General features: G+C 39.2%; 19 protein-coding genes. 6 read left to right on the top strand and 13 right to left on the bottom strand.

The features are described 5' to 3' along the window. Positions 1-19 precede the first annotated feature (19 nt). From ACOQON_RS02330 to ACOQON_RS02315, 4 genes are read left to right on the top strand one after another with little or no spacing between them, the layout of a single operon-like run. The gene (locus ACOQON_RS02330; protein ID WP_420577320.1) at positions 20-370 is read left to right on the top strand and encodes a four helix bundle protein; all 351 of its coding nucleotides are present in this window, start codon (positions 20-22) and stop codon (positions 368-370) included. Positions 371-391: 21 nt separating this feature from the next. Continuing rightward, positions 392-1,465, top strand: coding sequence for a glycosyltransferase family protein (locus tag ACOQON_RS02325; protein WP_420577319.1), 1,074 nt, complete (start codon positions 392-394; stop codon positions 1,463-1,465). Continuing rightward, positions 1,465-2,424 (top strand): bestrophin family protein, encoded by a 960-nt coding sequence (locus tag ACOQON_RS02320; RefSeq protein ID WP_420577318.1) that lies wholly within the window; start codon positions 1,465-1,467, stop codon positions 2,422-2,424. Before ACOQON_RS02325 ends, ACOQON_RS02320 begins: the two co-directional genes overlap by 1 nt. A gap of 8 nt (positions 2,425-2,432) precedes the next feature. Further along, the gene (locus ACOQON_RS02315; RefSeq protein WP_420577317.1) at positions 2,433-3,476 is read left to right on the top strand and encodes a hypothetical protein; all 1,044 of its coding nucleotides are present in this window, start codon (positions 2,433-2,435) and stop codon (positions 3,474-3,476) included. Positions 3,477-3,561: 85 nt separating this feature from the next. On the opposite strand, the gene ACOQON_RS02310 is transcribed toward ACOQON_RS02315, so the two are convergent. The 11 genes from ACOQON_RS02310 to ACOQON_RS02260 form a co-directional block, all read right to left on the bottom strand. Then, entirely contained in the window at positions 3,562-4,050 is a 489-nt protein-coding gene (locus ACOQON_RS02310; protein WP_420577316.1) for a phosphoribosyltransferase family protein, read from the bottom strand. Continuing rightward, positions 4,043-4,534, bottom strand: coding sequence for an Lrp/AsnC family transcriptional regulator (locus ACOQON_RS02305; protein WP_420577315.1), 492 nt, complete (start codon positions 4,532-4,534; stop codon positions 4,043-4,045). Before ACOQON_RS02305 ends, ACOQON_RS02310 begins: the two co-directional genes overlap by 8 nt. Positions 4,535-4,650: 116 nt before the next feature. Beyond that, complete coding sequence (locus tag ACOQON_RS02300; protein ID WP_420577314.1) at positions 4,651-8,169, bottom strand: PKD domain-containing protein; 3,519 nt, start codon at positions 8,167-8,169, stop codon at positions 4,651-4,653. Between the two features lie 56 nt (positions 8,170-8,225). After that, positions 8,226-9,191: a polysaccharide deacetylase family protein gene (locus ACOQON_RS02295; protein WP_420577313.1), complete on the bottom strand. Its 966-nt coding sequence runs from the start codon at positions 9,189-9,191 to the stop codon at positions 8,226-8,228. Next, positions 9,188-10,006, bottom strand: a complete 819-nt coding sequence (locus ACOQON_RS02290; RefSeq protein ID WP_420577312.1) for a glycosyltransferase family A protein — start codon at positions 10,004-10,006, stop codon at positions 9,188-9,190. The genes ACOQON_RS02295 and ACOQON_RS02290 overlap by 4 nt, the downstream gene beginning before the upstream one ends. 6 nt (positions 10,007-10,012) lie before the next feature. Further along, on the bottom strand, positions 10,013-10,639 hold the full coding sequence (locus ACOQON_RS02285) for a sulfotransferase family 2 domain-containing protein (RefSeq protein WP_420577311.1): 627 nt from the start codon (positions 10,637-10,639) through the stop codon (positions 10,013-10,015). After that, on the bottom strand, positions 10,636-11,619 hold the full coding sequence (locus ACOQON_RS02280; RefSeq protein WP_420577310.1) for a polysaccharide biosynthesis protein: 984 nt from the start codon (positions 11,617-11,619) through the stop codon (positions 10,636-10,638). The genes ACOQON_RS02285 and ACOQON_RS02280 overlap by 4 nt, the downstream gene beginning before the upstream one ends. Then, positions 11,616-12,842: a hypothetical protein gene (locus ACOQON_RS02275; RefSeq protein WP_420577309.1), complete on the bottom strand. Its 1,227-nt coding sequence runs from the start codon at positions 12,840-12,842 to the stop codon at positions 11,616-11,618. Before ACOQON_RS02275 ends, ACOQON_RS02280 begins: the two co-directional genes overlap by 4 nt. A gap of 15 nt (positions 12,843-12,857) precedes the next feature. Continuing rightward, positions 12,858-13,934: a glycosyltransferase gene (locus ACOQON_RS02270; protein ID WP_420577308.1), complete on the bottom strand. Its 1,077-nt coding sequence runs from the start codon at positions 13,932-13,934 to the stop codon at positions 12,858-12,860. Between the two features lies 1 nt (position 13,935). Further along, entirely contained in the window at positions 13,936-15,012 is a 1,077-nt protein-coding gene (locus ACOQON_RS02265) for a glycosyltransferase (protein WP_420577307.1), read from the bottom strand. Then, positions 15,009-15,527, bottom strand: a complete 519-nt coding sequence (locus tag ACOQON_RS02260; protein WP_420577306.1) for an acyltransferase — start codon at positions 15,525-15,527, stop codon at positions 15,009-15,011. Before ACOQON_RS02260 ends, ACOQON_RS02265 begins: the two co-directional genes overlap by 4 nt. 31 nt (positions 15,528-15,558) lie before the next feature. On the opposite strand from ACOQON_RS02260, the gene ACOQON_RS02255 reads away from it, so the two are divergent. Next, a complete protein-coding gene (locus ACOQON_RS02255) occupies positions 15,559-16,359 on the top strand; it encodes an FkbM family methyltransferase (RefSeq protein ID WP_420577305.1) in 801 nt (266 codons plus the stop codon). Here ACOQON_RS02255 and ACOQON_RS02250 read toward each other — a convergent pair. Further along, the gene (locus ACOQON_RS02250; protein ID WP_420577304.1) at positions 16,342-17,721 is read right to left on the bottom strand and encodes a lipopolysaccharide biosynthesis protein; all 1,380 of its coding nucleotides are present in this window, start codon (positions 17,719-17,721) and stop codon (positions 16,342-16,344) included. The two genes, ACOQON_RS02255 and ACOQON_RS02250, sit on opposite strands and share 18 nt — an antisense overlap. Beyond that, positions 17,702-19,012 carry a hypothetical protein gene (locus ACOQON_RS02245; protein WP_420577303.1) on the bottom strand — a complete coding sequence of 437 codons (1,311 nt, stop codon included), beginning with the start codon at positions 19,010-19,012 and terminating at the stop codon, positions 17,702-17,704. Before ACOQON_RS02245 ends, ACOQON_RS02250 begins: the two co-directional genes overlap by 20 nt. A gap of 36 nt (positions 19,013-19,048) precedes the next feature. On the opposite strand from ACOQON_RS02245, the gene asnB reads away from it, so the two are divergent. Next, the gene (gene asnB / locus ACOQON_RS02240) at positions 19,049-20,914 is read left to right on the top strand and encodes an asparagine synthase (glutamine-hydrolyzing) (protein ID WP_420577302.1); all 1,866 of its coding nucleotides are present in this window, start codon (positions 19,049-19,051) and stop codon (positions 20,912-20,914) included. Positions 20,915-20,924: the final 10 nt, after the last annotated feature.

Raw genomic sequence — 20,924 nt, 5'->3', positions numbered from 1 at the left:
AGAACTAAGTTATAAGCTCTTGGGAGTTCAGAAGTTTGAGGATTTAATAGCCTGGCAGAAGGCACAGGAACTTGCGGTTTTAATTTACAAACAGTTTGATTCAAAAAAGGACTTTGGATTTAGAGATCAGATAAGAAGAGCCTCAATATCTGTTTCCAATAATATCGCAGAAGGCTTTGATAGGAGTAGTAATGCTGATTTTAAGCGATTTCTCTATTTCTCAATTGGATCAGCTAGTGAGTTAAAATCAATGCTTTATTTAGCTAAACGATTAAGTTATGTGAATGAGAACGATTCTGATTTGTTAATTGAAAAAGCAAACGAGGTATCAAAAATCATTCGAGGGCTAATAAACTCACTAAAGCCTTAATCCCGACTACTTATTACTAGCATGAAATACATTTTCATTGTTCAAGGCGAAGGAAGAGGGCACATGACTCAAGCCATTTCCTTGTATCACATCCTAACAAATAATGGACATAAAGTCTCTCATGTATTTGTTGGAAAAAGTAAGCGAAGAGAGCTCCCTGCATTTTTTTCAGACCAAATTAAAAGTCCAATCACGCAGCTGGAGAGTCCGAATTTTGTAACCGACAAAAACAATCGGTCTGTCAATGTCTTTAAAACACTCACGATCAACTTAAGAAAGTATCGGACATTTCTACGGAGCATCAATGAAATCCACCGAATCGTCCAAAGTGAGCAACCTGACACAATCATTAATTTTTATGATTTTCTTGGCGGCCTATACTTTCTAATTAAGCGACCAAACATTCAGCACATTGCATTAGCCCACCAGTTTCTACTCAATCATTCGGAATTTGAGTTTCCAAAAGGACGTTTTTATGACAAGGCATCTCTACGGGCAGGGAACAAACTGTCCGGGTATAAAGCGGACAAAATCCTCGGCCTCTCATTTCAGTGCATGAAAGATGAACCCGGGAAAAAACTCTTTGTAGTACCTCCTCTTCTAAGAGATGAAATAAAGAAGCAAAAACCCACACATGGGGATCATTTTCTGGTGTATATGGTAAATCATGGCTATTCTGAAGAAGTGAAGGTCTTTCATCAAAAACACCCGGAGGTTCCCATTCATTGCTTTTGGGACAAAAAAGATGAGCCTTGGGAGTTGAAAGTGGATGAAACTCTCACGTTTCATCAACTTGACGATAAGAAATTTATACGACTTATGTCCTTGTGCAAAGGCTACCTAACCACTGCCGGATTTGAGTCAGTGTGTGAGGCAATGTATCTCGGCAAACCTGTCCTGATGGTGCCGGTGGAGGGCCATTATGAGCAAGCGTGCAATGCCCTGGATGCAAAAAAGGCAGGAGCAGGAACATCTAGTGAAATTTTTGACTTAGAAATTTTGTTGGAGTATCTTCCAAAACACAAAGATGTTGGAGACGATTTCAGACAGTGGTGTCAAGCTGCTTCTGAGACGTTTCTTAAAATGCTAAGCTAATGCTGATTAAGTATTCGGATAACCCGTTCAAACAAGTTTACGGGATTGCTTTCTATAACAGAAGGAACATATTTCTTTTCACTTTTATATCCATTATCGCCGTATTACAGTTCGAATTCGGTGAGATATTCCTCTGGGACCCGATAGTGCTTCCGGTGGTGCCGGTTACAATTTTGGGTGGTGCGTTAGCCATATTTCTTGGGTTTAGAAACAATAGCGCCTATGATCGATGGTGGGAAGCACGAAAGGTCTGGGGAGGTATCGTCAATGCAAGTCGTACTTTTGGAGTAATGGTCTGTACATTTTCATCCACACATTTTTCAAAAGGGAAGATTAAAGATAAAAAAGTACTTGACTGGAGACAGGAATTGATTCATAGACATATCGGATGGTTATATGCGCTGATTATGCACCTGAGAGGACAAAACCACTGGAACGATTTGGAAAGGTATCTTTCTGAGAAAGAAATAGAAAAGATAAAAAAACTACATAATAAGCCTACTCAAATTCTCCACAAGCAAAGTGAAAGGCTACAGGAAGCATATGAGGATCGCATCATTGAAGACTTTAGGCACATGGAATTGGCTAATGTGATTAAGGAGTTTTACAATTTGCAGGGGATGGCAGAGCGAATAAAAGGCACCATATTTCCGTATTATTATAATTACTTCACGGGTGTTTTTTTATGGCTCTTTGTGATTTGCCTACCATTTGCCCTGGCTCCTGAAATGCATTGGAGTGCTATCCCAATGTCCATCGCCATATCATTTGTTTTCACGATACTTGAAAAATCCGGAGCTGTCACCGAGGACCCATTTGAAGGTAGAGCCGCAGATACCCCCATCAGTACCATCACACGAAATATTGAGATTGATTTGCTGGAGATGATCAGGAGTGAAACCATTCCTGCCCCTATGGAGCCGAAGATAGGGCGTTTTGGAGTTAAATATCTTGACTAGGAATACGCATGGCAATCATCAGTAAGAAGAAGGAAATTTTTCCAATCAGTAAAGCTCTAAGGGCGTACATCAAGAAGTATGACCGGGAAATAGATTTGCCTATCTATTATAGTGACCTCATCCGCTACGATAATTCTATTCCACTTTATGACAAGACCGGAAATGATACCCTTTGGGAGACTGTCTTTTATCCTCAGGGTGACATGCAGCACATCAATGCATCACTGAAAAAAGTATATGCCATCATGAAGGCAGATGGCGACTTGTCAGTCATGGATCACCTGATCATTGATCGGGTAGATTTATGTGCTTATGGAAATACTCAACCATTTCGCGTGCGAGTGGTGAATCAAATCAATGACAACTTTGATTACTTCTATATCAAACGCGCGGACGCCTCACGGATTTATGGACTGGAACTCGAGCACCTACTCTCCCCCAATAAGATCAGCTATGTGGTAAATAGGGAAACGCTGATTGAAGAACACATTGTGGGGGTCCCGGCTGAGTTGTTTATCAAAAAATACCTCGGAAGTAGCACACTAAATGAAATCAGATTAGCAAAAGAATTCGTGAAGTTTAACGAAAGATGCTTCGTGCGACTCCTTGGGGATATGCACAGTAGCAATTTCGTGATCGACATCACTCCTGACTTTGAAGATGTGGAATATCGTCTTCGGGCCATTGATTTTGATCAGCAGTCATATGAAGGCCGCCGGGCGATCTACCTGCCACAGTATTACACACAAAACAATCCCATCATTAAAATCGGTCTCAAGCACATGACGACTGAAACCGTGAAGCAATATCAGCGAGAGGAAAGATCAAATATTGCAAACCGATTGAAAGTGGAGCGCAAGCGAGTAGATGACTTGCTTTCTGCAATGAAAAAAGACAAACTTTCAAAACCGGAAAATATCAAACGTCTCAGAAAAGAGCTTGCTGATTTCTATGAAGAACCAGACTTTCTGGAATGTGAAAATATGGGAGAGCTAGTGGAGATGAGCCTGAAAATGCTCACCAAAAAACCGAATTTGTATAAGGATTATTGATAACCCCCAGCCCCTAAAGGGTTGCCATTCAAGACAACCAAAGCTGGATAGCGGGATCTCTTCTGGGATCAAAGGGTGAACTCCACTAATTCAAAAACACCCCATCTCCCGGACGCACTTCAACGTGTTCCTTGATCGTGGTGGAAAGTTCATATCCCTTATAATTGGCATAGATCGGGAATCTTCCATGAGTCCGAAGGATGAGGACAGCAGTCTCCACTTTCTTCACATGCAGGGTTAAAAGTTTGGTCAGACTGTAGGCAAGTGTTCTTCCACTATTCAATACATCGTCACACAAGATCACGGTCTTATCTTTTAAATCAGAAACATCACCATCAATGAGGATGTCCTTATTTAAAGGGTTTTCCTTGTCTAGTGATATTGTGTGACAAATGGATTTCTTTCCAGATATCTCAGCTAATGTCCCATTTATTTGATCAGCCAGTTTTCGTCCTCCGGAATCCACTCCCACCAACACTATTTCATTGTTCATGTTGTTTTCATAGATCTGGTAAGCAATCCGGCGGATGATCTGATCAACCTTAGGCTGAGATAGAATTTGATTTTTACTCATTTTCAGGAACAGGCATTACTTTGCTGTCCTTGAAAGTAGAGAGTATAATCATGGATTGCAAGCCATCCACTACTTCTATTTCGGACACTTTTTCCAGCATCAATTTCTGATAAGACTGGATGTCGCTAGAAATAATTTTAAGGATGAAGTCTCCTGAACCTGTAATGTGGTGACATTCGATTACCTCAGGAATGGCATTGATTTCATTAATAAATGCATCGATGTTTTTCTTATTGTGTCCTTTTAAGGAAACCTGTACAAACGTGTGTACACCAAGACCTACCTTGTCTGTATCCAGCTTCGCATGATAGCTCTTAATAATACCTGAAGTTTCAAGCTTTTTCACTCGCTCCAGGGTAGGAGCTGGTGAAAGGCCAATATCCTTTGAAAGTTGGGCGTTGGTGATTTTTGCGTTTGACTGCAAGATGTCCAGAATCTTGCGATCGATTTTATCCAGCTTAATACGCGATGATTGTATCTTCATAACAGAATTTTATTCGTTACAAATTTAATAAGATTAATAAAAATTTTGACAGCCGTTTAAATAAACTACGAACCTTTAACAATTAATTGATGTAAGACCCTAACGAGTTGAGCATATTAAAGTTTGACAACTTTTCGCTTAAACGTATTTCCTAAAACATTAACTGTAACAAAGTAAATACCCGGATTGAGGGTGCTCATGTCAATAAAGAAGTTGTTGAGACCCGCAGAAGCTTGATAGGTTTCTTCCCTTTGAAGTTTCCCGGTAGCATTAATTAATCTCAAACTTACTTGTCCGTCTGCAGGAGTCACTACTTTGAGTCTGAATTGATCCCTAACCGGGTTAGGGAATGGATTTTCTACCTGAACATCGGGCTGTAAAGTGATACACTTTTCATTGTTTATGGGATTCAAATCCGAGTATTCCAATTCTTCATATTGAGAAATCAGCTTAACACAAAAATAGGAAGGTTTTGAAATGGCCTGTGGAATCTTAACGCTGAGAATTTTTGAGAAAGACTCCCCTATTCCTATAAATGCATTAATCTGTTCATTCACACTAAATTCATTAGCTAGTACTATTTGAACCTCTGTTATCTCAACAGGGAGATTGCTAAAATTTTGTATCTCCAGATAAATTTCTCCCGTTTTTTCATCGATTAATTCGAAATCACCGATAGCAAGATCTACTTCAGGTATAGCTATTAAAATTTCACGTGTTGTTGTGTCATTGCACCCCAGGCTATTCTGAGCGACAAGACTCACATCATAGGTTCCTGCCGTGGAAAACTCAATGCTTTCTGCTTCTTGGCTTGCACTTCGTAATACTCCATCCAGCAGCCATTGATAAGAAACTCCTCCGGATGAATTATTCGTGAAAGTAAGACGATCTCCCGGAATTCCGTAAGTCCTGCTACTGGTGAACTCCGCTTCCGGAGCTTCATTAATCTCGAGGATTTGCGAAGAGCTTACAAGGCAGCCCGATTCAGTCTCAAGCTCAAGTTCAAGCTCATAGGTATTGTCTTCCAACTCACTAAGCAAAAGCTGGCTTCCATTTCCCACATTTACTCCATCCAGCATCCAGCGACGGGATATGACCGGGTCCACTGACCCAGTGGATTGATCCTGTGCGCTAATCACCTGGTTATCACATTCTCCATTAACCGTAAAGTTGACCTGTGGCAATTCAATGATCTCCACCGTTTTGGTGATGGTTTCCGAACAAAAATTTTGTCCCGTCACCTCTAACATCACATCAAAAGTTCCCGGGTTAGTGAATACATGATTGATATCTTGCGTACCATAATTCACTCCATCCACCGTCCACAGCCAGGAGACAATGGGATTTCCAACAGATTCCGTTTCATCCGTAAATGATGTAGTCTCTCCCTGACAGCCGAGATCAATGGAAAAATCAGGAGACGGTGCGGCTAAGACCTCAATATCTTCAGTGACATATTGCTCACATCCATTGGAGCTTTGCACCGTCAGTCCAACGGTTTTCACTCCTGTGGAGCTAAAATTGAGCGTAGGATTTTGTTGAGTGGACACCTCTTCCCCATCCACTTCCCAGGACCAGCTTACAATATCAGCACCGTCTACCGTAGTAAGATCAAAAAACTGAACCCCGTCTGGAGAGGTGCAGGGAATGTCGAAATCGATGCTGATTTGGGGGGAAGCTGAAATTGAAATTTCCTGTACGAAAGTATCCTCACAGCCTTGAGCATCTGTTGTAGTTAGTGATACGAAATAAGAACCACTGTTTTCATAGAGCTGGGCTGCTGGATTCGAAATAGTGGATGTAAAGCCATTTTGAAAATCCCAGAAGTAGTCTTGGGAGTCAACTGAGCTTGTATCCGTAAAGGCGATAGTTTCTCCCTCACAGGCTGATAAAGTTGAAGGAGCATATCCCGCGATTGGGCCAGAAGAAATATCAATCTCGAATTCTGCTGAAACGTTGCTACAACCCGGAATAGTATCGTATAGCACCACTGTCTTGGTGCCGGGAGTTGAATAGGCAAAAGTGGGGTCAGGATCTGTGCTATCAATGATGCCGTCATCATTAAAATCCCACATGTAGGAGATCACACCGGTATGCTGAGACTCATCTGTATCATTTATGAATGAGATGTCCGTATTCACACACTCGCTAGCTGCGACGGTAAAAGCTGGCACAGGGGGCTGAGGATAGATCGTGATTTCTTCTTCGTAAAAGTTGTCGCACGTGCCATCGTTGACATCTAGTCGCACAGTGTAAGTTCCGGGACCAAGTCCTGAATAATCAAAGGATTGATCGAATCCAGTGTTGTCATCTGTTATTTCATATAACCCGTCACCATCAAAATCCCAGGAGTAGGATGAGAGGCCAGGGTTGGATGGGGAAAATGTGATGGGATTGGAGACACAGACTTCCTGAGAGGAGTGAGAAATGGAGGGGGCGGTTTGAGGGAGGATGGTAATCGTGTCTGAGTCAATAAAAATGTTTCCATAAGAATCCTTTCCTTGCAATTCTATAAAGTAATCACCAGCAGTAGCGTAGCTTAAACCAAGAGGAGATGCTTGATTTGAAAAGTCAGTTGAGCTACTTCCGCATGACCCAATAAAGTCTAATTTGAATATTTCAAGTCCACCCTTATCAATAATGAACATCTTCCAATAAGGTGAATCATCAACAAGATCAAATACATCTGATGGACTTATAGATCCCGCAAAATTTCCTAGAGACTCTGTTGTATAATTATCTAGATTATCAGAATCAAAATCAATCCTATAAAGTCCATTATTAGCAGCCAGAACAAACAGCGAATACCCAAGCCCTTCCTTTTTAATTTTTAAATGAATAGGATCTATTATAGTATAAATATTGGTGAAAGTTGGAGAGTTTGATAAACTACTACCAAAATCAGATAGAATTACAAGTTCTGAATCTCTGTCTGCAAAAAAAACAAACCATCCAATTGCTGTTTTTATTAACTCAACTCCTCTGGGGTTGGTTATACTAGCATTTTCAGCAGTTCCAACTTCATTGATTATCGATGGTGTATTTGATAAACTGCCTCCAAATTCTATAAATGAAGCCTTATCAAGACCTGAATCTAAAATAGCTCCCAGCCAATTGCCAGACGAAGTATCTTGCTTAATATCTAAGTCTGTCACTACTATCCAACTTCCTAAATCACCTAGGTTATCAACCACAAAAGAACCATCTAACCCATATTCGAAAGTTAATCTTATCAAAGGGCCTGACTGAGAAGTAACAAAACCATACCATGTGCCAGAGTCTTTGAGAAACTCTAATCCTGTTGGCCTTAAAGAGGTTACTCCAAGATTACCTAAGTTATTGATAGTAGGACTGTTATCAAGGGAGGATCCAAAATCCAATCTATAAACTTCATCCGTTAACCTGCTTCCTACAAAAGCATACCAGTTTGAACTATCATATACAATCCGGATACTTTCCGGACTATTCATCCCACTAAGAGTAAGGAAATTGGAGATTTCAGGAGTGCTCTTTAAATCTTCAAAGCAAAAATCCCAAACTACAGACTCAATTGAAGTTGAAGCATAACCAAGTCCTATTTGCTCTCCAATGCATGCATCTCCTAAATCACCTAGCTGTATTGTCTGTGAAAACACTGGCAAGCAAATGCAGTAAATTATAGCTATATATAACTCTCTCGCTCTTGTCATTTTTACCCAATCCTACTAACCAGCCTTGCTAGATAATTTAATAGTCCCACTATTCTAAATGCATATCTGGATGGCTTCTCATCTAATATGGTCGTTCTTGGAATCTTATATCTATGATCTTTAAGAAAACCCTTATTTAAAGAAAACAACTTTTCTTCCGTAGTAAATCCCGCAACATAATGATTTGAGACGAGTGCAAGTATTTCTTCGTCAAACGAGCCAAATGGGTAAGCAAAGTAGTTAGATTTAAAACCTTTTCTCAAAAGATTCTCTCTACTGTACTTAATCTCATCCTCTACATTATCACTATATTTTAAATCTGGATGACTAACTGAATGACTTCCTATTTCGCCTGTTTTTTTACACTCACTCAGTTGCTCCCATGTCATGTGCTTGATTGGGTGTTTAATCACAACTTTGCTTTCCACTTGACTTAAAAAACTAGACCTTGTTTGCATGGGCATCTCTCGCACCTTCATCACACATCCAATCACATCTTGAATATTGGGGCTAGGCTTGAGTCTAAAACTCATTCCATCCACATCCACATCCGTTTCTTTATCTAACGAATCCCAAATACTAAATAATTTATAAGTCCATATTGGGTCAATATCGTCTATAACACCAGTTGGCACAAACTGAGTAAAGGGGACATTCTTTTCAATTAATATAGGGAGTGCATTTTGATAAAAATCTTCGGTCGCGTCATCAAATGTCACAAAGCACGCTTTTCTCAGATCTCCCCTATTTTCAATTAAATCACTTAAGGGCTTGATTTCATATTCAGATTTTAGGAAATCAATAATTTCCCTGAACCTGGCTACACTTATTGGCTCTGAAGTTGAATTAGTATCACTGGCTACTCTGTGAAACACAAGTACCGGAACTCGTCCCCTCAATTGGTTATACCACTTTATTATGCGATATAATCTCAGTTGATACAATATTTTAAGTGTAAGGTTCATCATTTTGCTATGATATAACGCAAATTCCACTTGATGATTTGACGGAATTGTCTCATTGATAAGAAAGATAAGCTCATGATTTTAATCACCTTGAGCTTAAACACTAGCCCCTTCGAGATGGAGAGGTGTGGTAAAGCTATTTTGATATATCTCAAGTAGCCATCAGCCAGACCTTCCAAATTCCACATAGCAGATCCCTCATGTTTACGGTATAACTGAGCAGGAGAAGCCGTTGAATAATGCATGCCCCAATGACTTATCCTCAGAAAGAAACAAGCATCCTCCAGATGAGTCCATCCCTGTGGAAAATATCTCAATTCATTATCGCTTCGGCGTATTAACCAGGTACCGCAATTAATAAAGCAGCTTGGATCGAGCATCGCAATCGCTTCCGTGGGAACCCCTTCGAAAGTTGGTTCCTGAATTTTAAGGATGTTGGACACCTTATGCTTAAATACATGCTGAGCACCTCCAACAAAAACAGCATCATTATGTTTAGTAAAGACCTCCAACCTAGATGAAATACTGTTAGTGGGCATGACATCATCTGAGTCAAGGAAGCAAAAGTATTCACCCTTCATTCCTTTGAGCCCTTGATTCCTTGCCATACTTACCCCCATATTCTCCTGTTCCAGATATACTATTCTTGAATCAGAAAAACTCAGAATGATTTCTTTAGTAGTGTCAGTGCTACCATCGTTAATGATAATGAGCTCAATATTATTATACGATTGTAAAAGGACGGACTCAATCGCCTCAGCAATAAATGATGCTGAATTAAAAGCAGGCATTATGACACTAACTAGTCCTTCTTTCATGTATTTTCAGAATGAATATCCGAAAAAGGCTAAGTCCTTACTATTTAGCTCATTCACAAGTTCAATTCCTAGATCACTGTAATATTGCCTGTAGGAATCCGACCTTGTACTTTTATTCCGATGAGGAAGTTTTGCTTTAATTCCAAGCTTGGCTTTGATCTCTTCAAATGATTTCTCTATCGTTTCAATTTTACCAATGAAATCCACCATCAACTGTCCATTCTCATCGCTTAGAAATTCATACTGATTGGACTTTGAAAGATGCACATTATCCTTCGCCCAAACCAAATATTCATTAAAATCCATTTTTTTAAAAAGTGGGAAGAAGACAGCAAAATCATTCTGTCTATGAAAATGGTATTGGCTCACATGCCAGTCAAATGGATTGCGAACAAAAGCAAACTTAGTATACGTGTTGAACTTTTCTTCAGGAAGGTATTTTGAAAGCTGAAAGGGCGAAATATGCCTGGGGTAAACCCCAAAAAATTTTGAGGTTCCGACATAATCTAATAAGTAGTTGTAAAATCTACTACTTGGAATGTTCGCATACTTTCTAAGAGCGGCATTTAAGCTTGATCCGGCCACCTTTGGTGTATGGAAAAAAATAAACTTCTTTCTGGACGAGATTATCATAGCTGAGCAATCATTCTCCGAATATCTTCTATCGAAAGCCAATCAGCATTAGTCCCCGAACTATACTCATTCAATGCAACTCTTCTTGCATTATTATAATGCTTGATGTAAGCATCAGTATCCTTTGTTCCAAGTTCAGGAAGAATTAAATAATAATGACCTGCTTTAATCGTCTGCTTTGCTTCAAACTCAGAGACCAATACCTCATGCATTTTTTCTGCCACACGTGGACCAATGATTTTCTTTTCGCAAGATGGGCATACAGCTTCTGCCACATCGCCTACTTTATAGGAAGGTGCTATCGGCACAATAATTTCTCCACCTAGGCTCCTTTCGATAGCAAATTGGATCAGGGCAATACCTTCATCCATTGTTATGCTAAATCGGGACATCTCCGGATGTGTGATCGGCAGTTCTCCCGAATCTTTCAATTTCATGAAAAGAGGGATCACCGATCCCTTCGATCCAAATACATTAGCATACCGAACAACAGCAAAGCTGGTATTCTCTCCATGCTGCGCATTGGCGGTGATAAACAATCGCTCCAGCAACAGCTTGGTACCTCCATACACATTGATGGGTAGCGCTGCTTTGTCGGTGGACAGTGCCACCACTTTTTTCACCTTATGAAAAACACACGCATCGATCAGATTTTGACTACCCAGCACATTAGTTTTAATGGCCTCCATTGGATGCTCTTCGGCCATAGGCATGTGTTTCATGGCAGCACTATGTATGACCACATCCATACCTCTGCAGACCTCAAACACCTTATCTCTATCACGGATGTCACCTATGACCAACTGAACCTTATCTCCCCACACTGAAAATTCACGCTTCTGCACATAGTGTTTTTGCTCATCTCTTGAAAAAAGTACCAATTTATTTAAGTTGTAGTTTTCAAGAATGTGCCTGGCATAGGCCTTTCCAAAGGATCCGGTACCCCCCGTGATCAATACATTTTTTCCTTCCAATGTCATTGTGTTAGCTCTTGAATTGCCTCTTTAAATATACCATTCAACTTTTGAAAGCCCCGATACTCCAGTCCCACGTTCCTGCAGTGCCTTCTCAGCTCATCCCGATCTGCCTCTAAAAATCGCCGAACTTCTGGGGCTGCCTTTTTAATAAATTCTTCCTGAAAGTCATCCACCACCACCCCTACTTTTTTCTCTAAGGCATATACGTAATCTTCTGAGACTCCCCTGGTAATCAAAAAGGGAAGTCCGGCACATAAATATTCACCCACCTTAATATTTGAAATGAACTTTTTGGATGGGCCAGGCGGAACCGAAATCACCGCAAAATCAGCTGCTGAATAATATTTATGGATGTCTGCATAGTCCGAATGACGGATGGTGTAGGCTGAGCTATCAACCCGAGCCTCCTCAAACAATCGAATCACCTCTTCATCATCGTGAGGAGTAACAATGAGAAAATGGAGGTTGGAGATATCCTCCCTGAGCCACTTAAACATGAATGCAGCTTCTTCCCGGTAATACAGATCACCAAATTTGCCGGGATAAAAAAGAAGAAAATCATTGTTTGAAAGTCCCAATTCCTCCCTCACACGCTCCCTATCCTTCAAATCAAAAACAAATTTCCGGTCATTGGCTACCGTTGGAATTTTGAAAAACGGTGTGCTGAATTTCCATTCTTCCCGTATCCTGCTTTCCATGAATCGAGTACCTGACGCTACCACTGCCGCTTTTGCCGCCGCTTTTCGCTCCAGATAGTGGCTTATCTTGAATTGAAAGCTATTCTCCTCCCACATCTTGTTATCAATGGCATACTCGGAGTGTGGCTCAAACTGATACAGGAAATAGCGATTTCTTAATATGAGCCAATACAAATACAGGAAGGTTCCGGCCACAGAAGCCAGGGATAACGCATGTTTATAGCCTTTGAATCGAAGACTTAAAAGTGCGAAGAAACCCTGGATGATGTCTTTTGCTTTGGCTGTTAGGCCTGTGCCCGGATTCCATTTGAGTTTTTTCCATTTCATCCCATGCTCCATCCACTCCTCGACCAGTACCTCCTGCTCTTTAGTGAGCGGGAATTCTGGATTTTCATAGGTAATCAAGCAAAAGTCGACCGATCTGTCAGGGTCCTTCAAGTAGTCTTTGATGTATAACCAAAAATTGGATTGGATCAGCGGATCGAATAACCGATTATATAGGAAAATAACAACCTTTTTGCGCTTCATAGATGCTCTGAGGGTTCAAGCTGGCAAACTTGCTAATAACTTTTCAATTCGATCAATTTGTTTGTCATAAGTATGCTCTAAGGCATAGTTTTTTCGTTTATCTGCTAATTCCTTCGATGAACACATTTCAAGATGACTGATCACATACTCAAAAATGGAGGGCCACTCAGCATTTTTTCCACTCATGTACATCAGATCCTTGCCCTCATACTCTTGTGTAAGAGTCGCCACAATAGGCTTGCCTGAATAGAGATACTCAAGGACTTTGTGAGGATTTGCCAATTGATCTGGGTATTCATCAGCAAGATATGCCAGCATTAAAATGTCCATCTTTTCATAGAAAGACTGAATTGCACTGGCATTCAAAACTCCGATATGATGCATATTACCTGACTCATCAATTAGGTTTTTGATCTTTTGAGAATTCACAGAACCAGCAAAATGAAATTGGATATTCTGATGCCTATTAGCCACTTCCTGTATAAGGCTCCAGTCTAAATACTTAATATCCAGATTACCTGCATATCCTACGTTAATTATACCCTCTGTACTCAATTTGAGCGGTACATCAACTTTTTTTGATGGTAAAGAAAAACCATGATTGATCTGATGTACTTTCTTAGATAACTTTTCCAATCTGGATTTTATGGCAGAAGAACTGCAAAGACAAATGGATGCAGTTTGAGCAGCTCGTTCTGTTTGAAAATCCATGTTGACATCCACAATATGGGAAATTCGAAAGACATTTTCAGGCAATGCATCCATCTGATAAAAAACAGAATTATCAAATGACCATATGATGTCAAAATCCACTCCCGCAATTGATTCTAATCTATTAAAAGCTCTCCTATTGAGCCACTTTGATAAAAACGAAGGGAAGTACCTCATTCCTCTTGGAAAGCCTTTGTAAGAAATAACATTAAGCCCTTCTTGTTCAGATTTGATTAATGAAGTTTTTTTGCCAGGAGGGTTAAGAAAGTAGACTTTGTTTCCCTTTTGGGCCAAATGAATGGCATAGTGATGTTTGGAGACAAATAAATGATCCCATGGTTCAGGTGAAACAAGTAAAATGGTTTTACCGGAAAGCCTCATTTTAACTCATTATTACTCTTAGAACATTGTAATATTCTTTCCCAATGGTTTTTTTAGAGAAATCAGGAACTTCATCGACTTCCATTGGCGCTTGTAGTAGTTTATACATAGCTTCAAAAAAACCTTCTATGGAATTGTTCTCAACAAGTACGCCGTTTGAAGTATTCACAAACTCAGGAATCCCGCCTACATTGCTGGCAATCACCGGACACCTACACATTAATGCTTCCGCACAAACCACACTAAAGGTTTCATACCCTGAAGGATGAAGGTATGCTGAAGCCTTGTTCATCTGTCGTGTGATCTCTGCAGAATCAAGTTTACCTAACAACTCAATTTGCTTAAAAGATTGAGACAACTCAGCAATCTCAGACCATTGCGGACCATAGCCAGCGATAATTAACTTTATCGCTGGGTCAACACCCAAAAGCTTTTTAAAGGCATTGATTACAATAAAAGGATCTTTAGGTGATTTCCATTGTGAAACCATGAAAAATCGTCCTTTCTCACGCTCAATGTCAATTTTCTTAAAATCATTCTCTATCACATTTGGGACGATATAATCCACAAAATTGGCTCCACTGAATTGCTTGATGTCATTACCCAATGCTTTGGAGACTGTGATCACAGGTATGTTTTGCTTAAATACCCTTTGCACTCTCCGCAAACTTTTCTTAACGCCAAAATTGAAATGATAGGCACTCCAGTGCTCGGTGATTACCGTTTTTGGTTTGAAAAATCTCTTAATTAAATGCCAATAAGTCAGGTTTGGGTAAGCTATGTGAAAGTTGAGAACATCATAGCTATTCGCTCTATTTTTTAGCAACACAAATAGCGTAAGAATTGATGAGAAAAATTCAATAATAAACCATCGGCTGGTTGGGATTTGAAGCAAAAAATGTAACGCTCCAAAATCTTCATAACGGATGAATCTTAGCTTTCCTTGGTGTACCCTCACATGGATAACTTTCTGATCGCTAACGAATTCATCAAGAGCTTCGATCTGTCGCTGAATAAACATAGCTTCTTTAGGTTCTACTCGATTCGGATACCAGGAAGTTATATGGAGAACCTTCACCCCTTAAAAAGTATATTTTTATCGTTGTACCTAATATGTTTTGCTGGAACACCACCAACTATTTCAAATGGTTTTACATCCTTGTTAACAAACGAATTTGCACCAATAACCGCATGATCTCCGATTTTAACTCCATGACTAATTACACAATGATCTCCTATCCAAACATAGTTACCTATAAGTGTATCACTTTCGATGTGTGGAATGGTTTTTATTTTGCCATTAGGAGTCGGTTGTTTTAAATCGTGAGTTTTTGAGGTGATATGAACCCACCTCCCTATAGCACAATATTTACCAATATTAACTTTTGAGTTTTTACCAGAATCAATTCTACAAGAATCATTTAAGTAGGTGCCTTCTCCGATTTCTATATTTCCCTCCAAAGAGAGATTCCAAAAACGAATTGATTTATGTATTAGAAAATTCCTCCTAAGCTCCTCCACTTTCAGTTCCCTATTCCAAGAATCCGCCTTTCTATAAAAATGAACAACTATTTTTTTAAGAAATGCTTTCATATCTGACTACTTTAGACACAAATATTTTTTTGTGAGGCAAGTTAAAATAAGAAATTCCTTCTTTACTACGACAGGAAATGAATCTTTCTGGAATCAAATGGAGTCAGGTTCTTGGGAACCAAACACTTTGAAAGTATTAGATGATCATTTATCAGAGGACTCAATATTCGTAGATATAGGGGTGTGGATAGGTCCTACTACATTATATGCAGCTAGTCTTGGTGCCAAATGCTATGGGTTTGAGCCGGATGATGTAGCTTTTTCAAAGGTTTCTGAAAACGTGAAATTGAATGATTTTAAGTATAATCCCACCATAGCAAATAAAGCAGTTACTTCCGATGGGACAAATATTACATTGTATTCTAGGTGGGAATATGGTGATTCTGGTTCCAGCCTTCTTAAAAGGATTAAATCCAAAAATGCACAATCAATAAAGTCCTCTATTCCATTTGATTCTATTTTTGAATTCATTCAAGAAGAATCAGTGGCTCTTTTAAAAATGGATATTGAAGGCGGTGAATTTTTCATTCTTCCACAAAATGTAGATTTTATCAAAAAACATAATCCTACAATTCTATTATCTCTTCACTTTAATAACCTGATTGAGTTTCTAGAGGGAGAAAAAACTCGGCTTGAAAGATTTCTAAATAACATTCTAGATCCTCAGCGAAGGAAAACTAAAGAAAAAGCAAAAGATATTTTTAAACAAACTCTCTTAGTCTTCAAAGACTATGATAATATTATACTGGATGGTAATGAAGAAACTACCTTAAAAGATGTTTTAAGGAAAGATTTTGAGACAATCGACTCAATTTTATTCAAATTTAAATGATTCCACTAGGCATAAGTAAATAAAACTAACAAGTCCGTAAACCACAACTATCATTATAGTCTTCACTCCAATACGGGCTTGATGAAGTGAAAAAACTATCCCAGCAAAATATGAAGCCATTAAAAAAGCAATTATGTAACTAATTGTTTGATTAAACGATATTTGGAACAAGGATAGAACTAGAATCGCGAGAAGGATAAATAATAGTCTGATTAGATTAGCAACTAGTGTAGTTTTATTTCTTCTCATCCCGATTAATGCACCAATAAGAGGGAAGTATATGATTTGAAATCCTATTAAAGGAATCATCCAAGAAATAAACACCGCACTCTCTTCCCACCCTGGTCCTAAAAAAAGGTTTATAGTTGTTTCAGAAAAGAAGAAACCGACAGGTAATGCCAAACATATTATTATTAGAATTGATGTAACAAACTTATTAATTAATTCAATTGACATATCAGGATCATCGACTGAAGCAATTTTTTGAGTAAGAATAGGCTGCAGCGAGTAGGCTATAACATTCATTGGAATTGAAACTAGCCCAATAGACATACTGTATTTGCCTACATCATCAGCAAAGAATTCATATGATAGAAAAAAAATTATTATGCTGTTTGAGAGAACACTTATCCACTGAGCGGGTAAAATATATAATGGATACTCCTTGTATTTTCTAAATAGAATTTTCCACTGCTTTAATGAAAACTTAGGAAAAAGCCAATCATACCTACCTCTTAAGAACTTTTTAGAATAAATTAGAATATAAGTAAACTTTCCAATCAGTTCACCTTGAATCAACCCTAGTTTGGAAGTTGCTTTGAGCCATCCGATTCCAAATGAGCTCATTTTTGTTGTTAATGCTTCAATGGGTGCATACTTGGAAATTTCCTTGAACTTTTTCTCTCTAACATTCCAATTTGAGAGGATATCAGCAAATGCATATAGTGCAATACCTAGAGAAATCAAGTACCAACCATTCATAAGATGTTGATTTGACAGATCGCCAAATAAAAATTCACCAAATAGCAGTAGCAATATTGAAACGAGTAATATGCCAACAATTAAGTACCCTACTAAATGACCTAATAGCTCTTTGAATTCAGGCTCATCTCGAATAATCACAAAAGCTGTGGGAATCTTCATTGTCAAAAAAAGTGAGACATTCAAAACAATAGCATGATATAAGGCATAAGAACCGTAGGCTTCTGGCTCAAAAACACGTGCTATAATTGGAGTTAAAGCAAATCCTATTAGAAAAGTAATAGACTTGCTTCCAAAGACAAATGCAAAATTCTGAATGAAAGAATCCTTTGTGAATAGCGAAGACCAACTTTTTATTAGTTTATTCTTCAACTTTCGCATTCTTTCCAAGTTGAGAAATTAGAATAGTACCCAAAAAAGGCATAATTGGTATCTTATACCTCATCAAAGTTCCAAAATTAAATGTGCTAACACCGACTGCAAAAGCGAATAGCATGGAAAAAGCGATGCAGAAAATAAGAAAGGGATCACTGAATTTAGCTCTGATATTTCCTTTAATGATCAATCGCATAGATAGTAAGAAAATAACTAGCGATTCAAGTGCACTTAAAACCATTAAAGGGTTTCTAACCTCCCAGATATAGGGTCTAAATAGACTCACGTTTATGGCTTTAGGAGCAAGGCTCACTAGACTTTGCCAGCTACCATCAGGTAATCCAATATCATATCCACCGTCTCCTCCTGTCCTTGCCCCCCACCCATAGCGAATATCATAAGCTGTAATTCGAACTCTTTCAGCGATGTTGTCCAATTGGTATCTATTACTATCCTCTGTGACTTGTTTTAAAGTAAAAAAACCCGTTATAGCGAATACAGCCCCTAATACGGGTACAACAAGAATCTTTAAAACAATATTTCTAACTCTCTTAATGTACTTAAAGAATACCCAAACAGTAATTAATGGCAAAAAACAAATCAAGATGTACATCTTAATTTTATAAATGAGGAATAATGAAATTGAAAAAACAGAAGCCTCAATAAAACTTCTATTTCTCAAGTCAATCCATCTCACCAATGACCAGGTTATCCATCCAATAGCTCCAATAGTAACTGAATCTTTTAGTATTCCAGATCCCCAGAATATAACAGAAGGAACAAACAAAATAGCTATAGCTAGTCGTCCTGCATTTTCTGGATAGTTCTTATTCAAAGCAGTATACATAGCCCATAATCCCGAAAAACTGAAGACTGCAAAAAACAAAGCAGTAGCAGAGTATGTATGAAAGGTAATCAGATCAAATAATGCGGTAGCCTTAACAACCGCATAGGATGCCGGATCCCTGTAGTACCAAATATTGCTTGTGTATTGAAATGTTTCCGGATCCCACTCCCCACCGGGCTCTAATAAAAGTTTTATTCCTAATGAGATATCATCTCCGAATGCTGAATAAATCCATCTGCTTCCATGCTCCCAATAATTGAACGTATCACCTCCTCCATAGTAGAATTGATAAAGGATACCCAATAATATTGCTCCGGCAAACCTCACCCAGAGAGCCGGTAAAAAATATTTGCGCGTTTCCTTATTGGTGACGTAAGGACGTACTAACAAGGCGGCAAACGTCAAAAGGATCAAATAAATAGGAGTTACTATTAAGTCTTGTAGACCCATTTAGCAAATCTAAGAGTTAATTTAACTTGCACGGCAATGTGTGGCATAACCGGATACAAACACCTTTCAAATAATGCACCCGATCTAAAGAGCTGCTTGGAATCAGCCACTCAATCATTGTCTTCCAGAGGTCCGGACAATCAAGCAGTTTTTCATCATCAATCAGTGGGGTTGGGACATACACGGCTTTCGATTATTGATACCTCCGCAAAAGCCAATCAACCCATGACTGATCAGTCCGGACGTTACACACTGGTTTTCAATGGAGAGATCTACAACTTCAAAGAATTGGCGAAAGAATTGGCTGTAGACTTTCATTCCGCTTCAGATACCGAAGTGTTGCTTTATCTTTTGATTGAGAAAGGCGATAAATGCCTTTCCATGCTCAATGGTTTTTTTGCCTTCGCCTTCTATGACTCAAAGGAAGAATCCCTACTATTGGCAAGGGACCGAATGGGAATAAAGCCCCTTCATTATTATCAGAATGATGAGTTTTTCGCTTTCGGATCCGAAATGAAGGCGCTCTTAAGCTATCCAATTCCGAGAAAAATTGACCAGCATTCGCTTTATTGGTATTTACGACTTACCTACCTGCCATCAGAGATGTCTATGATATCGGGTGTCAGAAAGCTTTTACCCGGACACTATATGCATGTCAATCATTCCGGTGTAGACATCAAGCCTTTCTGGTCATTCGAAAGCAAGTCTGCATTTGGTGGAGACTATGCAAATGCCAAAAATCAAGTAGTAAAACTTCTGGAGCAGTCAGTGGAGAGGCGTATGGTTGCGGATGTGCCATTGGGATCATTTTTAAGTGGTGGGACCGACTCTTCAGCTGTGGTCGCCATGGCATCCAAGTTTGACTCAAACTTACATACCTTCTCAATTGGCTATCGGGATCATGACTTTTTTGACGAGACAAATTTTGCTGAACTCGTCGCTAGAAAGTTCAATACCAATCACACCACCTTTTCTCTGACAAATGATGATTTACTTAATAGTCTTGATCAGGTACTCGATTACATAGATGAGCCATTTGCAGATTCCTCCGCTATTCCTACATTTATTTTATCTCAACATGTGAGCAAGCACATCAAAGTGGCACTATCGGGTGATGGAGCTGATGAATTATTCGGAGGCTATTACAAGCACCTGGCTTTTCAACGATCTGGAGAAACAACATTACCGAATCAACTCATAAAGTGGCTGGCGCCCCTACTCAAAACCTTGCCCGGCTCCAGGTCTTCAAAAGCCGGAAACCTGGCTCGCAGAGCATCAAAGTATGCACAGCTAATGGAAATGCATCCATATGATAAATATTGGCATTTAGCGTCTTTCAATACTCATGCGCAAGAGCTGATGGTGAATCCACCAGAATCAAACATTCCATCCGATTTGATGGATAGTTTTAAGCCCAGTGATAAAGGGTTTGATCTGAATGATTTTCTTGACCTTGATCTTAAGATCGTTTTGCCTGGAGATATGCTCACAAAGGTGGACCTGATGTCGATGGCTAATGGTCTGGAGGTCCGGGTTCCATTTTTAGATAAAGACCTTGTTGCTTTCGCTCGTTCGCTACCTCCACACTTCAAAATCGACAAGAATAGACGCAAGACGGTTCTACAAGATGCTTTTGAGCACATTCTTCCTAAAGAGCTTCATCACCGTTCCAAAAAAGGATTTGAGGTGCCTATGCTTAGCTGGATGAGGAATGAACTAAGCACATCCATTGATGAAGTGGTTTTTGACCAGGCATTTCTAGAAGAGCAGGGGGTATTTAACCCTACACAGGTAATGAAGCTGAAAGAAAAGCTTTTCTCACAAAACCCGGGTGATGTACATTCAACCATTTGGACAATTTACGTTTTTCAGAAATGGTACAAAAAGTGGATCCATTTGTAATTGAATTCAC

The organism is Ekhidna sp., assembly GCF_965221965.1.
In the GTDB taxonomy this organism is placed as follows: domain Bacteria; phylum Bacteroidota; class Bacteroidia; order Cytophagales; family Cyclobacteriaceae; genus Ekhidna.
The sequence above is the reverse complement of the archived record's forward strand: the minus strand, read 5'-3'. Positions and strand labels throughout refer to the sequence as shown.

Bases quoted from the DNA above. Each gene is read 5' to 3' on its own strand.
- ACOQON_RS02295 (WP_420577313.1), bottom strand. From the start codon at position 9,191: ATGATGAACCTTACACTTAAAATATTGTATCAACTGAGATTATATCGC.
- ACOQON_RS02310 (WP_420577316.1), bottom strand. From the start codon at position 4,050: ATGAGTAAAAATCAAATTCTATCTCAGCCTAAGGTTGATCAGATCATC.
- ACOQON_RS02250 (WP_420577304.1), bottom strand. From the start codon at position 17,721: ATGCGAAAGTTGAAGAATAAACTAATAAAAAGTTGGTCTTCGCTATTC.
- ACOQON_RS02290 (WP_420577312.1), bottom strand. From the start codon at position 10,006: ATGAAAGAAGGACTAGTTAGTGTCATAATGCCTGCTTTTAATTCAGCA.
- ACOQON_RS02325 (WP_420577319.1), top strand. From the start codon at position 392: ATGAAATACATTTTCATTGTTCAAGGCGAAGGAAGAGGGCACATGACT.
- ACOQON_RS02285 (WP_420577311.1), bottom strand. From the start codon at position 10,639: ATGATAATCTCGTCCAGAAAGAAGTTTATTTTTTTCCATACACCAAAG.
- ACOQON_RS02305 (WP_420577315.1), bottom strand. From the start codon at position 4,534: ATGAAGATACAATCATCGCGTATTAAGCTGGATAAAATCGATCGCAAG.
- ACOQON_RS02275 (WP_420577309.1), bottom strand. From the start codon at position 12,842: ATGAAGCGCAAAAAGGTTGTTATTTTCCTATATAATCGGTTATTCGAT.
- ACOQON_RS02270 (WP_420577308.1), bottom strand. From the start codon at position 13,934: ATGAGGCTTTCCGGTAAAACCATTTTACTTGTTTCACCTGAACCATGG.
- ACOQON_RS02260 (WP_420577306.1), bottom strand. From the start codon at position 15,527: ATGAAAGCATTTCTTAAAAAAATAGTTGTTCATTTTTATAGAAAGGCG.
- ACOQON_RS02280 (WP_420577310.1), bottom strand. From the start codon at position 11,619: ATGACATTGGAAGGAAAAAATGTATTGATCACGGGGGGTACCGGATCC.
- ACOQON_RS02320 (WP_420577318.1), top strand. From the start codon at position 1,465: ATGCTGATTAAGTATTCGGATAACCCGTTCAAACAAGTTTACGGGATT.
- ACOQON_RS02315 (WP_420577317.1), top strand. From the start codon at position 2,433: ATGGCAATCATCAGTAAGAAGAAGGAAATTTTTCCAATCAGTAAAGCT.
- asnB (WP_420577302.1), top strand. From the start codon at position 19,049: ATGTGTGGCATAACCGGATACAAACACCTTTCAAATAATGCACCCGAT.
- ACOQON_RS02245 (WP_420577303.1), bottom strand. From the start codon at position 19,012: ATGGGTCTACAAGACTTAATAGTAACTCCTATTTATTTGATCCTTTTG.